Source organism: Azospirillum mesophilum (assembly GCF_053470405.2).
The window spans coordinates 58,525-72,215 of record NZ_JBPXMQ020000014.1; the positions used below are offsets into that span (position 1 = coordinate 58,525).

Sequence of the window (13,691 nt, forward strand, 5' to 3'; positions counted from 1 at the left end):
TCCCTGATCATCCGTGCCGGAAGCCCTTGAACAGCCGTGTTTGATCCGCCCCGCTCCCCCTTCCTCGCGCCCCCGGCGGCGAGGAGCGCGCCATGAGCCGCCGCCGCTCGGTCACCACCGAGGAGCGGCGCCTGTGGCGGATCGCCATGCGCGATGCCGAGCCGATGCCCGGACGCGTCGTCGAGGATCCGGAACCGCCACCGGCCCCCGCCACGGAGCCCGAACCTGTCCCCACCAGCGCCGCGCCGCCGCCGGTGGCCCCACCGCGCGGTGGCCTGTCCAAGGGATCGCGCCCGTCGCAGCCGCCGCTGACGCTGGGCAACACGGACAACATCGACCGCCGCACCGCCGACCGCTTCAGCCGCGGCGAGATGGAGATCGACGGGCGCATCGACCTGCACGGCATGAGCCAGGCGCAGGCGCACGGCGCCCTGTCGGGCTTCGTCCACCGGTCCTGGCACGAGGGGCGGCGCTGCGTGCTGGTCATCACCGGCAAGGGCACCTACAGCGGCGGGGCCGGCGTGTTGCGTCAATCGGTGCCGCGTTGGCTGGCCGATTCCCCCCTGCGGCCCATGGTTCTGGCCGTGCGGCCCGCGCAGCCCCGGCACGGCGGCGAGGGCGCGCTCTACGTCCTCATCAAGCGGCGCCGGGACCGGTAGGGACGAGGGCGGCGATGACTCCCTTCGGCCAACGGGTGCGCACGCTGCGCGAGGGCAAGGGCGTGACCCTCAAGCAGATGGCGACGGACCTCCACATCTCCTCGGCCTATCTGTCGGCGCTGGAGCACGGCAAGCGGGGCCAGCCTTCCCCGCAGCTGGTCCGCCAGATCTGTGCCTATTTCGGCATCATCTGGGACGAGGCGGAGGAGCTGGAGCGGCTGGCCGACCTTTCCCACCCCCGCGTCACCGTGGACACCGCCGGCCTCAGCCCCAAGGCGACGGAGCTGGCGAACCGGCTGGCCGAGCGCATCCAGGATCTGGACGACGGCACGCTGGAACGGATGCTCGGCGTGCTGGACGAAACGCTGGCCCGCTGCGGCCCGGCGCCCCGGCGCCGGGTGGCTGGCCGACGGCGCTGACCGGCGGCGCTGATCGGCGGCGCTGATCGGCGGCGCTGATCGGCCTTCATCCCCTGGCCATCATTCGCATGTGGGATGATCGGTCGCACCCCGGGGCAATTCCCTGGAACGTTTCAGGTCGATTTCCCCGGCGCGAACGCCTATGACATTTGTTCCATGCTGCACCGCGACCACGTTCGTTCAGACAGGATCGTTCGATGACCGCCAAGGCCGCCCCCTGGGTGCCGCAAGACGGCCACGCGGACGACCTGTTCCGTCACGTCTTCGAGAGCGCATCCGTCGGCATGGTCGTCGCCGGGCTGGACGGCCGTATCGTCGCGGCGAACGACGCCTTCGCCGACAGCCTGGGCTGCCGCTCTGCGGAGCTGGTCGGCCGCTCCCTGGAGGCCATCACCCACCCCGAGGACTGGGCCTGGGAGAGCGAGCGCTTCGCCCGCGTCGTGCGGGGGGACGCCACGCCCGCCCCTTTCGAAAAGCGCTTTCTCCGTGCCGACGGCACGGTCATGCGCGCCGCCATGCGCCCGTCGGCCTTGCGCGGCCCGGACGGGCGGATCCAGGCTCTGACGGCGGTGATCGAGGACGTCACGGCCGACCGCGCCGCCGCGGAGGAGCTTAAACGCAGCGAGGCGCAGAACCGCGCCATCGTCGAACAGGCGGTCGAGGCGATCCTGACCGTGGACGCGCGCGGCGTCATCCTCAGCTCCAACCAGGCGGCGGAGCGTCTTCTCGGCTATCGCCCCGACGAGCTGGCGGGACAGCACATCCACGTGCTCATGCCGCCGGACGAGGCGGCGCGGCACGGCGAGTACATGCGCCGCTACAAAACCACCGGCGAGCGGCACGTCATCGGCATCGGGCGCGAGGTCACCGCAAGGCGGCGCGACGGCAGCGAATTCCCGGCCTGGCTGTCGCTGTCGGAGATCGACCTGCCCGGCTTCCACGTCTTCGTCGCCATGCTGCGCGACACGAGCGACACCAAGGCGGCGGAGCTGGCCCTGGTCGAGGCGAAGGAGGCGGCGGAGCTGGCCAACCGCGCCAAGACCGCCTTCCTGTCGAACATGAGCCACGAGCTGCGCACGCCGCTGAACGGCATTCTGGGCTTCGCCGACGTCATCCATCAGCAAATGCTGGGGACGTTGGAGAACCCGATGTATGTGAACTACGCGGCGGAGATCAAACGGTCGGGCGAACTGCTGCTCGCCAACATCAACGACCTTCTGGAAATGGCGACCATCGAGGCGGGCCGTGTCGACCTGGAGGAATCGCTCTGCGATTTCCGCGACGTGGTCGTGTCCTGCCTGCGCCTGGTCGCCAAGCGGGCGGAACGCGGCAAGCTGCGCGTGGAGGCCGACATCGGGGTGGAGTTGCCGCCCCTTCTGGCCGATCCCCGCGCGCTGAAGCAGGTGCTGCTGCACCTGCTGTCCAACGCCATCAAGTTCACCCCGGAAGGCGGCCGCATCGGCGTGTCCGCCCGCGTCGACAGCGAAGGCGCCCTGGTGGCGGAGGTGTTCGACAGCGGCATCGGCATTCCGGAAGACCGTCTGGAAACGGTGTTCCAGCCCTTCGTCCAGGGCGACGCCAGCCTCGCCCGCCGCTACGAAGGCATCGGGCTTGGCCTGTCCATCGCCAAATCCCTGATCGAACAGCACGGCGGCCGCCTGGAAATCCGCTCCATGGAAGGCACCGGCACGTCGGTGATCATCCGCCTGCCCGGGGAACGCTTCGTCACCGATTGGTAGCCTAGGTTGGGTTGAGCGCAAGCGAAACCCAACACACGTCGCACTGTGGACGGTGTTGGGTTGCGCCTCCGGCTTAACCCAACCTACGCAATTGCTGCACAGCCTACAGAATGAACTTCGACAGATCCGTGTTCTTCGCCAAACCGCCGACCTGCTCGCGGACGTAGGCGGCGTCGATGGTCACGGTCTGGCCGGCCTTGTCGCTGGCGGTGAAGCTGATCTCCTCCAGCAACCGTTCCAGGACCGTGTGCAGGCGGCGGGCGCCGATGTTCTCCACCGTGGCGTTGATGTCGGCGGCGAGCCGCGCCAGCTCGTCGATGGCGTCGTCGGCGAAGATCAGCTCCACGTCCTCGGTATTCAGCAGGGCCTTGTACTGCTTGATGAGGCTGGCTTCCGGTTCGGTCAGGATGCGCTTGAAGTCGTCCTGGGTCAGGGCCTTCAGCTCCACCCGGATCGGCAGGCGGCCCTGCAGTTCCGGCAGCAGGTCCGACGGCTTGGCGAGGTGGAAGGCGCCCGACGCGATGAACAGGATGTGGTCGGTCTTCACGGCACCATGCTTGGTGCTGACGGTCGTGCCCTCGATCAGCGGCAGCAGGTCGCGCTGCACGCCCTCGCGGCTGACGTCGGCCCCGCCCTTGTAGTCGGAGCGGGCGGAGATCTTGTCGATCTCGTCCAGGAAGACGATGCCGTTCTGCTCCACCGCCTGGATGGCCTCGGCCACGACCTTTTCCTGGTCCAGCAGCTTGTCCGATTCTTCGGCCATCAGCACGTCGTAGGATTCCTGCACGGTCATGCGGCGGGTCTTGGTGCGGCCGCCGAAGGCCTTGCCGAAGATGTCGTTCAGGTTGAGCATGCCCATCTGGGCGCCCGGCATGCCGGGGATGTCGAAGGTCGGCATGTTGCCGGCGCCGGTGTCGGCCACCTGCACCTCGATCTCGCGGTCGTTCAACGAGCCTTCGCGCAGCATCTTGCGGAACTTCTGCCGCGTCTCGGGGCTGGCGTTCTCGCCGCAGAGCGCGTCGACCACGCGTTCCTCGGCACGCAGCTCGGCCTTGGCGGCGACCTCCTTGCGCAGGCGCTCGCGGGTCATGCCGATGGCGGCCTCCACGAGGTCGCGGACGATCTGCTCCACGTCGCGGCCGACGTAGCCGACCTCGGTGAACTTGGTCGCTTCCACCTTCAGGAAGGGGGCCTGGGCCAGCTTTGCCAGACGGCGGGCGATCTCGGTCTTGCCGACGCCGGTCGGGCCGATCATCAGGATGTTCTTGGGCAGAACCTCCTCCCGCAGGCCCTCGGGGAGTTGCTGGCGGCGCCAGCGGTTGCGCAGCGCAATGGCGACCGCGCGCTTGGCCTCGTGCTGGCCGACGATGTAGCGGTCGAGTTCCGAGACGATCTCGCGCGGGCTGAAGGCGGCGGTGTTGGAGGAGATGGCGGCGGTCATGGCGGCGGACCCGATATGAGGGTTAAATCTTTTCAAGAGTGACGTTCTGGTTCGTATAGACGCAGATGTCGGCGGCGATCTTCATCGCCTTGCGCGCGATGGCCTCCGCGTCCAGCCCGTCGATGTCGACCAGCGCGCGCGCCGCCGCCAGGGCGTAGGATCCGCCGGAGCCGATGCCGATCAGCCCGTCCTCCGGCTCCAGCACGTCGCCGTTGCCGGTCAGGACTAGGCTGACGCTGCGGTCGGCCACGGCCATCATCGCCTCCAGCCGGCGCAGGTAACGGTCGGTGCGCCAGTCCTTGGCCATCTCCACGCAGGCGCGGGTGAGCTGGCCGGGGTGCTGCTCCAGCTTGGCTTCCAGACGCTCGAACAGGGTCAGCGCGTCGGCGGTGGCGCCGGCAAAGCCCGCCATCACCGTGCCGCCGGCCAGCCAGCGCACCTTGCGGGCGTTCGATTTCATGACCGTCTGGCCGACGGACACCTGGCCGTCGCCGGCGATCACCACCTGGCCGTTCTTGCGGACCGACAGGATGGTGGTGCCGTGCCACTGGATTGGATCGTGGGAGGAAGTCATTGGGACCGCGTTCGAAGGGAAAGACGCCCGTGCCCATGCGGGATCAACCGAACAAAGGCACATTGGGTCACGGGTCTATGTGGGGGGACGGCGGTTCCCGTCAAGACTGGCGTCAAGCCCGGGCTTGGTCCGGCCCAGGGAGGTCCGGGCGGGAGTGGCCCCAACCGGCCCTTGCGTCAACCGCACCCCCATGCGCGTCAACATCGGCCCCACCGGCGTGAAGTCGGCCAGCCCGTGCGCCCCCGGCCCGCCCAGCGGGGCCGGCGCGCGGGCCAGCGCCAGCAGGTTGCCGGATTCGTCCACCAGCGGATCACCCAGGGCCGGTTGCGGCCCGGTCAGGTCCGCCTGGATCACGTCGATGCCCGCGCGCGGGTCGGGCCGTAGCGCCGCCACGATGCCGGACGCGGCGTCGGCCCCGCCCTTCACCACGGCGGTGACCGTCTCGCTGACCGCGGGCTCGCCCCCGCGCACGGGAACGGCGGTTAAACGCGCCGGAACGCGGACCAACGCAAAGCCGCCGAGCGCGTCACGCGCCACGACGGTGCCGTCCAGCGCCACGCCTTGCGCCGGGCGGACGGTGATGCGTGCGTCAAGTCCGGCGCTGGGCGTCAAGACGACGGACTGGCCGTCGATCTCGCCCAGCGCGACTCCGTGCCCCTCCTCCCCCACCCGCAAGCGGGCGGAGGTGGCGCGGGCGGTGGGATCGTCGGCGTAGCCCTGGAAAGCGGCCGGCCCCCGGATGAGCAGCGCCGCTGGCGGAGCGGGTGTGTCAACCGGCACCGGACTTGACACTATGGGATCGGAGGCCGGGGGTTCGGAAGCCGGGGGTTCGGAAGCCGGTCCACTTGACGGTTGGGCACTTGACACAACGGGGATGGTTGACGCAAGCGGCGGACTTGACTCTCGGCCCCCACCACTTGACACACTCCCTTTCGCCACGACGGCGCGGAAGCCGGGGTCGGCGGCCAGCGCCTCGGCGGCGGTGGCGAAGGCCTCCTCGATGAGCATGATGTCTCCCTGCGGCACGCCGGCCTCCTTGCGCGCCACGCCGTTGGTCGTCACGCGGTGGACGAGCTGCCCGCTGTGCGCGTCGTAGACCGACCAGTCCACCCGCACCGCCCCCGTGCCGGAATCGCCCTTCCCCGCCCCGGTGATCCAGTGCTTGCGCCGGCACAGCTCCAGCCGGATGTCGCGCAGGTCGCCCTGGACGGTGAAGCGGGCGCGGTGGCGGTCCACCTCCGGGTCATGCACCCCGTTCAGGCGGCCGGTCACGTCGAAGCCGGCGTCGGTCAGCACCTCGGCGAAGCGCTCCTCCATCGTGGAGCCCTGGCGCAGGTTGCGACCGGTGGTCCAGTAGACGTCCTCGTAGGGCGGCGCGCAGTCGATGTCCCAGACATAGCGCCCGATCGCCATACCACGCCGCATGGAGCCCAGCGCCAGCTCCGCGAAGCGGATCGGCTCCGTCGAGCCGCGCGCGACCGGCGGGGCCTGCTTTCCTGGGGTCTGCTTTCCTTGGGGTGGGGGGTCCATCGTGGCGCAGGCGGCGAGGGTCAAAACGGCGGCAAGGACCAACCGGCGGAGGCGGAAAAGCGGCATATTGGGCTATGCTCGTGTTGCGTGCATTCGATGATAGCCCGCACACGTGCGTAGGACAATCGCATGAACCCGTCATAGCCGTTTTTGGGGTCTGCACCGCTGGCGTGTGGCACCGCTTCCTGCTAAATACCGAGTCCATGGACCAGAGCCCTGCCAATGGCGGCCGCCGCGCCTCGATCGAGCGGAACACCACCGAAACCCGCATCCGGGTTGCCGTGAACCTGGACGGCACCGGCGTCTACGACGTGAAGACGGGGGTCGGCTTCCTCGACCACATGCTGGAACAGCTGTCCCGTCACAGCCTGATGGACCTGACGGTGCTGGCCGAGGGCGACCTGCACATCGACGCCCACCACACGACCGAGGACTCCGGCATCGCCATCGGCCAGGCCGTGGCGAAGGCGCTGGGCGACCGCAAGGGCATCCAGCGCTACGGCCATTCCTACGTACCGATGGACGAGACGCTGACCCGCGTGGCGCTGGACTTCTCCAACCGGCCCTACCTGATCTGGAAGGTCGCCTTCAGCCGCGACAAGATCGGCGACATGGACACGGAGCTGTTCCGCGAGTGGTTCCAGGCCTTCGCCATGGCCGCCGGCGTGACGCTGCACGTCGAGTGCCTGTACGGCGAGAACAACCACCACATCGTGGAGAGCTGCTACAAGGCGCTCGCCCGCGCGGTGCGTGAAGCCATCGAGATCGACCCGCGCAAGCGCGACGCCGTGCCGTCCACCAAGGGCACGCTGGGCGGTTCCCTCTAAAGCCGGTCCTCTTCTGAAAGCTTTTGTTCCATGGAAACCGTTGCGCTGATCGATTACGGCTCCGGCAACCTGCGTTCCGCCGCCAAGGCGCTGGAGCGCGCGGCGGCGGAGTCCCATGCCTCCTTCCAGGTGCTGGTCACCTCCGACGCCGAGGCGGTGCGCAAGGCCGACCGCGTCGTGCTGCCGGGCGTGGGCGCCTTCGCCGACTGCAAGCGCGGCCTGTCCGAAGTCCCCGGCATGCTGGAGGCGCTGGAGGAGGTGGTGCACGTCAAGGCCCGCCCCTTCCTGGGCATCTGCGTCGGCATGCAGCTGATGGCCGAGCGCGGGCGCGAATACGGCGTGACCGAAGGGCTCGGCTGGATCAAGGGCGAAGTCGTGAAGATGGAGCCCGCCGACCCGACCCTGAAAATCCCGCACATGGGCTGGAACGAGCTGAACATCCGCCGCCCGCACCCGATCCTGGCGAACCTGCCGGAGGGCGCGCACGCCTACTTCGTCCATTCCTACCGCTTCGCGGTGGAGAACCCGGACGACGTGATCGCCACAGTCGATTACGGCGGGTCGTTCCCCGTGGTCATCGGGCGCGACAACATGGTCGGCACCCAGTTCCACCCGGAAAAGAGTCAGGCGACCGGCCTTGCGCTGGTCGGCAATTTCCTGACGTGGCGGGTCTGACCATGGCGGAAATCGCCATCGAGCGCGTCGAGGCTCTGAAGACCGGCGACCTGCACGACCTGTGCGACGCCGCCGACGACGCCATCAAGGTGGGCGGCGGCTTCGGCTGGGTCGCCCCGCCGCCGCGCGACGTGATGGAGCGCTACTGGAAGGGCGTCCTGGTCGTGCCGGAGCGCATCCTGTTCGTTGCGCGGCTGGACGGCGTGATCGCCGGATCCGCCCAGCTGGTTAAGCCCGCCCGCAACAACGAGGCGCAGGCCCACGCCGCCGCGCTGACCACCAGCTTCGTCGCCCCCTGGGCGCGCGGCCACGGCCTCGCCAAGCGCCTGACGCAGGCGGTGGAGGAGGAGGCGCGGGCCTCCGGCTTCCGCGTCCTGAACCTGGACGTGCGCGAGACGCAGCAGGCGGCCATCGCGCTTTACGAAGACCTGGGTTTCAAGCGCTGGGGGACGCATCCCTTCTATGCGCTGGTGGACGGCAAAAGACTGGCCGGACACTTCTATGTGAAAGACCTCGACACCGACACGCCTTCCTCCACGCTCCCCGACACGCCATAGGACGAGACACCGCGATGATCATTTATCCCGCCATCGACCTCAAGGACGGTGCCTGCGTTCGGCTCCTGCGTGGTGAGATGAGCCAGGCGACCGTCTTCAACACCGAGCCCGCTTCCCAGGCCAGCCTGTTCCAGAGCCAGGGCTTCGAGTGGCTGCACCTCGTCGACCTGAACGGCGCCTTCGAGGGCAAGCCGGTCAACGGCCAGGCCGTGGAGGGCATCCTCGGCGCCGTGAACATCCCCGTGCAGCTCGGCGGCGGCATCCGCGACCTGAAGACCATCGCCATGTGGCTGGAAAAGGGCGTCAGCCGCGTCATCCTGGGCACCGTCGCCCTGCGCGAGCCGGAGCTGGTGAAGGAAGCCTGCAAGGAGTTCCCCGGCAAGGTCGCCGTGGGCATCGACGCGCGCGAAGGCTTCGTCGCCGTCGCCGGCTGGGCCGAGACCTCGACCATCAAGGCGCTGGATCTGGCGCTGAAGTTCGAAGACAGCGGTGTGGCCGCCATCATCTACACCGACATCAACCGCGACGGCGCCATGGGCGGCGTGAATGTGGAGGCGACGGCCGACCTCGCCTTCCACCTGACCACGCCGGTGATCGCGTCGGGTGGGGTGTCGTCCATCGACGACCTCACCGCGCTGAAGAAGGAAGAGCACACGGGCATCCAGGGCGTCATCTGCGGCCGCGCGCTGTACGACGGCCGGATCGACCCGAAGACGGCGCTCGACCTGCTCTCTTCCGCCCCTGTCTCCGGGGATGCCGACTGATGCTGAAGATGCGCGTCATCCCCTGCCTGGACGTCAAGGACGGCCGGGTGGTGAAGGGGGTCAACTTCGTCGATCTGGTGGACGCCGGCGACCCCGTGGAGCAGGCCCGCGTCTATGACCGGGAAGGCGCCGACGAGCTGACCTTCCTGGACATCACCGCCAGCCACGAGAACCGCGACACCATCTTTGATGTGGTGCGCCGCACCGCCGAGCAGGTGTTCATGCCGCTGACCGTCGGCGGCGGCGTCCGTCAGGTGGAGGACATCCGCAAGCTGCTGCTGGCCGGTGCGGACAAGGTGTCGATCAACACCGCCGCCATTCACCGGCCGGAGTTCGTGCAGGAAGCGGCGGAAAAGTTCGGCGCCCAGTGCATCGTCGTCGCCATCGACGCCAAGCAGGTGTCGCCCGGCCGCTGGGAGATCTTCACCCACGGCGGCCGCAAGGCCACGGGAATCGATGCGGTGGAGTGGGCCAAGCGCATGGAGTCCTACGGGGCCGGCGAGATCCTGCTGACCTCCATGGACCGCGACGGCACCAAGAGCGGCTTCGACTTGGCGCTGACCCGCAAGGTGGCCGACAGCCTGCGCATCCCGGTCATCGCGTCGGGCGGCGTCGGCACGCTGGACCATTTGGTGGAAGGCATCCGCGAGGGCCACGCCACGGCGGTGCTGGCGGCCTCCATCTTCCATTTCGGCACCTACACCATCGGTCAGGCCAAGGCGGCGCTCGCCCAGGCCGGCATCCCGGTGCGCCCCGCCCCCAACGCCGAAAGAAAAGCCTCGGAGCCGGCCCATGGGTGACGACAAGAAGGGCAAGGGCGCAGCGACCGCCGAGGTGCTGGACCGGCTGCACGCCACCGTGCTGTCCCGCAAGGGCGCCGACCCGGAGACCTCCTACACCGCCAAGCTGTTCAGCCGCGGCACCTCCAAGATCGCCCAGAAGGTCGGCGAGGAGGCGGTGGAAGCCATTCTGGAGGCCGTGCGCGGCGACAAGGCGGCGTTGGCCTCGGAATCGGCGGACCTGCTCTATCACCTGATGGTTCTGTGGGCCGATGCCGGCCTGGATCCGGCCGAGGTCTGGGAAAAGCTGGCCCAGCGCGAGGGCACCAGCGGCATCGCCGAGAAGAAGGCGCGCAAGGCGTAACGCTCGAAGAACACGGCGGAAGGGAATCGACGAGATGGCCAAGACCTACGACCCGAACAACATCTTCGCCCGCATCCTGCGCGGCGAGATCCCGTGCAAGAAGGTCCTGGAGACCGAGCACGCCCTGGCCTTCCACGACATCAACCCGCAGGCCCCGACCCACATCCTGGTCATCCCGAAGGGCGCCTACGTCGATATGGACGACTTCACCGCCAAGGCGTCGGAAGCAGAGATCGCCGGCCTGTTCCGCGCCGTCGGCGAGGTCGCCCGCCAAGCCGGCGCCGCCGAGCCCGGCTACCGCATCCTGTCCAACTGCGGCACCGACGCCCATCAGGAGGTTCCGCACCTGCACATCCACGTCTTCGCCGGACGGGACCTCGGCCGGATGCTCGACAAAGCGTGAGCGGACTCTGATCCACGTGAAACATCGGGGCGCGGGAGATACGTCTTCCCGCAGCACCCTTTTCTCGATGGTACGCCGACTAGGTGCCGTGGCAACCATCGTGGTTGCGTTATACTTCCTTTTGCCCATGCTGGCGTTGCGCATTGCATTGGATGCGCTGTTGTTCCCGGCGAGTTCGGCGCTGGCCCAAAGTGCCGACGCCGCCCTGGAAGTTCCCGTTGGGGGTGGACGGAGCGTCATGGTGCGCCGTTACGGTCCGGAAAATTCGGCCGACTGCGCTTTGTTCTTCCCTGGCCAACACGGTGCCCTTGGGCGTTACGAGGTTGAGTTGTTTCCTCGGATACAAGACCTCGGCATCACCATCCACGCCCTTTCCTACCCAGGCCAGGACGGTGCTGCCGGACCCGCGAGGTTGGAAGCATTCAAGGCGGACATGGATACCGCATTGGCGACCATCGCCGCACGTACGCGGTGTTCCCCGGAACGGACCCTGTTCATCGGCCGCTCCTTCGGCGCCACCGTCGCGATACTGGAGGCTGCCGACCATCGACCTTGTGCCTTGATCCTGGACGGTGTGTCCCCTTCTCTACTTTTCGCCATCCGAGCCGCTTTTCGCAGACACTGGTACAGCTATGCTTGGTCCGCACTGCCCATTGAGGCGTTTCTGACGGAAAGTTACTCCGTCGTCCCAGCGCTGCACCGGCTGGACGGAACCCCGACGACCATTTTCCAGGGCGTCGACGATGACATCACACCCCTGGAGGATTTACGACCGGCGATTAAAAATTTCCCCTCTGTCGCCCTGATCCCCGTTCCGGGCGGACGCCACGAAGATGCGTATTTGAAGGTATTCGACCTTTATTTAGAGCGGCTCGCCACCGAGTGTCACGACGCCGGCGTGACCGTCTTCGGCAGCAGGATGTAGTATTCCCCCGCACTCTTCATCACGCCGGCCTTCGTCTCGGCCTCATCGCCGTGGCCCCAGAAGACGTCGCCGCGCACCGGGCCGCGGATGGCGCCGCCGGTGTCCTGGGCGACCAGCAGGCGGCGCAACCGCGCCTTTCCGCCTATAGGGTCCTCGGCGTCGAGCCAGACCGGGACGCCGTAGGGCAGAAACTTGGAGTCGACGGCGAGGCTGCGGCCCGGCGTCAGCGCCACGTTCTGGGCGCCGTTCGGCCCCTCCCCTTTCAGTTCCTGGAAGAAGACGAAGGACGGGTTCTTGTTCATCAGCGCGGCGGCCTGGTCCGGATGGGCCTGGAGCCAGGCGCGGATGGTCTGGAGCGAGACCTCCTCCCGCTTCAGCTCGCCCCGGTCGATCAGCTCCTTGCCGATGGCGACGTATTTGTGGCCGTTCTGGGCGGCGTAGCCGACGCGCGTGTCCGTCCCGTCCGGCAGGCGCACGCGGCCGGAGCCCTGGATGTGCAGGAAGAAGGTGGCGACCGGGTCCTGAAGCCATAGCAGCTCCAGCCCCTTGCCGCGCAGCGCGCCGGCCTCGATGGCGGCGCGGTCCTCATAGGGTTTCAGCCGGCCGTCGATGACGCGCCCGGCCGTGCGCTCCCCCTTCCAGCGGTCGGAGAAGTCGCCCAGATCGACCAGGATCAGGTCGGCCGGACGCTTGTACAGCGGCACGGGATAGGCCGGATCCGGGCTGCGGCTGCCCTTCAGCTCCACCTCGTAGTAGCCGGTGAAGAGGCCGCGCCGGTTGTCGTTGTTCGCGGCGGCATAGGGGGTGAAGTTCCCCTCGAAGAAAGCGCGCACCGCCGCGTCGTCCCCCGCCGGAAGACCGGCCAGCGCGGCGCAGGGCGCCTGCCAGTCCACCGCCCTGCCCCCGACCCCGTCAGGTCCGACGGGACGATCGGGCGGCAAAGCCTTCAGCTTGTCGCAGGAGCGCCGGAAGGCCGGCAGCGCCTCCGCCACCCGGTCCGCGGTCCAGCCCGGCAGGTCGGCGAAGGCGACGGGCTTCAGCACCAGCTTGTCGGGCGGCGGCGGGGCCTTCGCCTCCTCCTCTTTCCGGCCACAGGAAACGAGAAACGCCGCGGCAAGGACTGCCGCGGCGCTGAAACGGATCATCGATGATGTGGGCATCAGTGGGTCGTGCGGGTCTCGACGAGCGACCAGTTCGGGTTGCTGGCGCGGGTGTTGCGGGCGAAGGTCCAGACGTCCACCGCCTCCACCACCGCCTTCGGGTCGCCGTCCACCACGGCGCCGTCGCGGTTGCGCACGACGTTCATCTGCTCCGACACGAACTTGACGGTGACGAGCGCGGTGCGGCCGTCCATGCGCGCCTCCACCACGTCGGCGTCGGCGATGCGCTCGATACGGGTTTCCAGCGTCTCCCCGGCGGCCTGACGCTCGCGGATGGCGCGGGCGAAGTTGTCGTAGACGTCGTCGGCCAGCAGCGGGCGCAGCGTGGCGGTGTCCCCCTTGGCGAAGGCCTCCACGATCATCTGGAACGCGCCGCGCGCGCCCTGGAGGAAGTGCTTTTCCTCGAAGCTCGGGTCGGCGGCGGCGATCTGCACCAGCGCGGCGTGCAGCGACACCGGCTCGTCCGGCGACGGAGCGGCGGCGGGCGCCGGGCGGTCGCGGCCGGGCATCGGGACGACGTTGTCGGGCAGGCCCGTGCGCGGGGAGAAGGGGTTCGGCCGCTGCCGTTCCTCACCGGTGCGGCGGCCGAGCACGCTGCGCAGCCGGTACACGAGAAACGCGGCGATCATCGCGAAAATCACGATTTCGACGAACACGAAACCATCTCCCATCGTCAATCCTTCCGGGCGACTGAGGGCCGGCGAACAAAGGGCCGACCGAACCACTGGACCCTCCGGCGGGTCGTCATTAAGTGTACCCTGAACGCTCACCGGCGGACATTTCGAAGGAAATATGCCCGGTGCCCTGTACCGGAGAAGCCAAACCGATCCGAAAACCGGGAGGCTTACCCAAGCCTAGATAGGCCCATAAGGTTG

16 protein-coding genes are annotated in these 13,691 nt (G+C 68.4%); 11 read left to right on the forward strand and 5 right to left on the reverse strand.

Annotated elements, in window-relative coordinates; translation table 11 throughout:
- The first annotated feature begins 92 nt into the window (after positions 1-92).
- From ACSVC7_RS15295 to ACSVC7_RS15305, 3 genes are all read left to right on the forward strand, one after another.
- A complete protein-coding gene (locus ACSVC7_RS15295) occupies positions 93-659 on the forward strand; it encodes a Smr/MutS family protein (RefSeq protein WP_448205230.1) in 567 nt (188 codons plus the stop codon).
- Positions 660-673: 14 nt separating this feature from the next.
- Positions 674-1,078: a helix-turn-helix domain-containing protein gene (locus ACSVC7_RS15300; protein ID WP_448205229.1), complete on the forward strand. Its 405-nt coding sequence runs from the start codon at positions 674-676 to the stop codon at positions 1,076-1,078.
- Between the two features lie 197 nt (positions 1,079-1,275).
- Entirely contained in the window at positions 1,276-2,817 is a 1,542-nt protein-coding gene (locus ACSVC7_RS15305; protein WP_448205228.1) for a PAS domain S-box protein, read from the forward strand.
- Between the two features lie 103 nt (positions 2,818-2,920).
- Here ACSVC7_RS15305 and hslU read toward each other — a convergent pair whose 3' ends face one another.
- The 3 genes from hslU to ACSVC7_RS15320 form a co-directional block, all read right to left on the reverse strand.
- The gene (hslU, locus tag ACSVC7_RS15310; RefSeq protein WP_448205227.1) at positions 2,921-4,258 is read right to left on the reverse strand and encodes an ATP-dependent protease ATPase subunit HslU; all 1,338 of its coding nucleotides are present in this window, start codon (positions 4,256-4,258) and stop codon (positions 2,921-2,923) included.
- A 22-nt stretch (positions 4,259-4,280) separates the two neighbouring features.
- The gene (gene hslV / locus ACSVC7_RS15315; RefSeq protein ID WP_448205226.1) at positions 4,281-4,832 is read right to left on the reverse strand and encodes an ATP-dependent protease subunit HslV; all 552 of its coding nucleotides are present in this window, start codon (positions 4,830-4,832) and stop codon (positions 4,281-4,283) included.
- Positions 4,833-4,907: 75 nt separating this feature from the next.
- On the reverse strand, positions 4,908-6,428 hold the full coding sequence (locus tag ACSVC7_RS15320) for a S1 family serine peptidase (protein WP_448205225.1): 1,521 nt from the start codon (positions 6,426-6,428) through the stop codon (positions 4,908-4,910).
- A 137-nt stretch (positions 6,429-6,565) separates the two neighbouring features.
- On the opposite strand from ACSVC7_RS15320, the gene hisB reads away from it, so the two are divergent.
- The 8 genes from hisB to ACSVC7_RS15360 all read left to right on the forward strand — a co-directional run bounded on the left by hisB (position 6,566) and on the right by ACSVC7_RS15360 (position 11,656).
- Positions 6,566-7,189, forward strand: coding sequence for an imidazoleglycerol-phosphate dehydratase HisB (gene hisB / locus ACSVC7_RS15325; protein WP_448205224.1), 624 nt, complete (start codon positions 6,566-6,568; stop codon positions 7,187-7,189).
- 30 nt (positions 7,190-7,219) lie between these two features.
- Positions 7,220-7,864 (forward strand): imidazole glycerol phosphate synthase subunit HisH, encoded by a 645-nt coding sequence (gene hisH, locus ACSVC7_RS15330; protein ID WP_448205223.1) that lies wholly within the window; start codon positions 7,220-7,222, stop codon positions 7,862-7,864.
- A gap of 2 nt (positions 7,865-7,866) precedes the next feature.
- Entirely contained in the window at positions 7,867-8,421 is a 555-nt protein-coding gene (locus ACSVC7_RS15335; RefSeq protein WP_448205296.1) for a GNAT family N-acetyltransferase, read from the forward strand.
- A 14-nt stretch (positions 8,422-8,435) separates the two neighbouring features.
- Positions 8,436-9,185 (forward strand): 1-(5-phosphoribosyl)-5-[(5-phosphoribosylamino)methylideneamino]imidazole-4-carboxamide isomerase, encoded by a 750-nt coding sequence (gene hisA / locus ACSVC7_RS15340; protein WP_448205222.1) that lies wholly within the window; start codon positions 8,436-8,438, stop codon positions 9,183-9,185.
- Positions 9,185-9,985 carry an imidazole glycerol phosphate synthase subunit HisF gene (gene hisF / locus ACSVC7_RS15345; protein ID WP_448205221.1) on the forward strand — a complete coding sequence of 267 codons (801 nt, stop codon included), beginning with the start codon at positions 9,185-9,187 and terminating at the stop codon, positions 9,983-9,985. The genes hisA and hisF overlap by 1 nt, the downstream gene beginning before the upstream one ends.
- Positions 9,978-10,328, forward strand: a complete 351-nt coding sequence (locus tag ACSVC7_RS15350; protein ID WP_448205220.1) for a phosphoribosyl-ATP diphosphatase — start codon at positions 9,978-9,980, stop codon at positions 10,326-10,328. The genes hisF and ACSVC7_RS15350 overlap by 8 nt, the downstream gene beginning before the upstream one ends.
- 34 nt (positions 10,329-10,362) lie before the next feature.
- Entirely contained in the window at positions 10,363-10,731 is a 369-nt protein-coding gene (locus ACSVC7_RS15355) for a histidine triad nucleotide-binding protein (protein WP_448205219.1), read from the forward strand.
- A gap of 88 nt (positions 10,732-10,819) precedes the next feature.
- Positions 10,820-11,656, forward strand: a complete 837-nt coding sequence (locus ACSVC7_RS15360; protein WP_448205218.1) for an alpha/beta hydrolase — start codon at positions 10,820-10,822, stop codon at positions 11,654-11,656.
- On the opposite strand, the gene mltA is transcribed toward ACSVC7_RS15360, so the two are convergent.
- On the reverse strand, positions 11,617-12,816 hold the full coding sequence (mltA, locus tag ACSVC7_RS15365; protein ID WP_448205217.1) for a murein transglycosylase A: 1,200 nt from the start codon (positions 12,814-12,816) through the stop codon (positions 11,617-11,619). The two genes, ACSVC7_RS15360 and mltA, sit on opposite strands and share 40 nt — an antisense overlap.
- Positions 12,816-13,487, reverse strand: a complete 672-nt coding sequence (locus ACSVC7_RS15370) for a Tim44/TimA family putative adaptor protein (RefSeq protein ID WP_448205216.1) — start codon at positions 13,485-13,487, stop codon at positions 12,816-12,818. The genes mltA and ACSVC7_RS15370 overlap by 1 nt, the downstream gene beginning before the upstream one ends.
- Between the last annotated feature and the right edge of the window lie 204 nt (positions 13,488-13,691).

Excerpts from the sequence above, each read along its gene's own strand:
- hisA (WP_448205222.1), top strand. The coding sequence starts at position 8,436 with ATGATCATTTATCCCGCCATCGACCTCAAGGACGGTGCCTGCGTTCGG.
- ACSVC7_RS15305 (WP_448205228.1), top strand. The coding sequence starts at position 1,276 with ATGACCGCCAAGGCCGCCCCCTGGGTGCCGCAAGACGGCCACGCGGAC.
- hslU (WP_448205227.1), bottom strand. The coding sequence starts at position 4,258 with ATGACCGCCGCCATCTCCTCCAACACCGCCGCCTTCAGCCCGCGCGAG.
- hisB (WP_448205224.1), top strand. The coding sequence starts at position 6,566 with ATGGACCAGAGCCCTGCCAATGGCGGCCGCCGCGCCTCGATCGAGCGG.
- hisF (WP_448205221.1), top strand. The coding sequence starts at position 9,185 with ATGCTGAAGATGCGCGTCATCCCCTGCCTGGACGTCAAGGACGGCCGG.
- ACSVC7_RS15295 (WP_448205230.1), top strand. The coding sequence starts at position 93 with ATGAGCCGCCGCCGCTCGGTCACCACCGAGGAGCGGCGCCTGTGGCGG.
- hisH (WP_448205223.1), top strand. The coding sequence starts at position 7,220 with ATGGAAACCGTTGCGCTGATCGATTACGGCTCCGGCAACCTGCGTTCC.
- ACSVC7_RS15300 (WP_448205229.1), top strand. The coding sequence starts at position 674 with ATGACTCCCTTCGGCCAACGGGTGCGCACGCTGCGCGAGGGCAAGGGC.
- ACSVC7_RS15355 (WP_448205219.1), top strand. The coding sequence starts at position 10,363 with ATGGCCAAGACCTACGACCCGAACAACATCTTCGCCCGCATCCTGCGC.
- hslV (WP_448205226.1), bottom strand. The coding sequence starts at position 4,832 with ATGACTTCCTCCCACGATCCAATCCAGTGGCACGGCACCACCATCCTG.
- ACSVC7_RS15350 (WP_448205220.1), top strand. The coding sequence starts at position 9,978 with ATGGGTGACGACAAGAAGGGCAAGGGCGCAGCGACCGCCGAGGTGCTG.
- ACSVC7_RS15320 (WP_448205225.1), bottom strand. The coding sequence starts at position 6,428 with ATGCCGCTTTTCCGCCTCCGCCGGTTGGTCCTTGCCGCCGTTTTGACC.
- ACSVC7_RS15370 (WP_448205216.1), bottom strand. The coding sequence starts at position 13,487 with ATGGGAGATGGTTTCGTGTTCGTCGAAATCGTGATTTTCGCGATGATC.
- ACSVC7_RS15335 (WP_448205296.1), top strand. The coding sequence starts at position 7,867 with ATGGCGGAAATCGCCATCGAGCGCGTCGAGGCTCTGAAGACCGGCGAC.
- mltA (WP_448205217.1), bottom strand. The coding sequence starts at position 12,816 with ATGCCCACATCATCGATGATCCGTTTCAGCGCCGCGGCAGTCCTTGCC.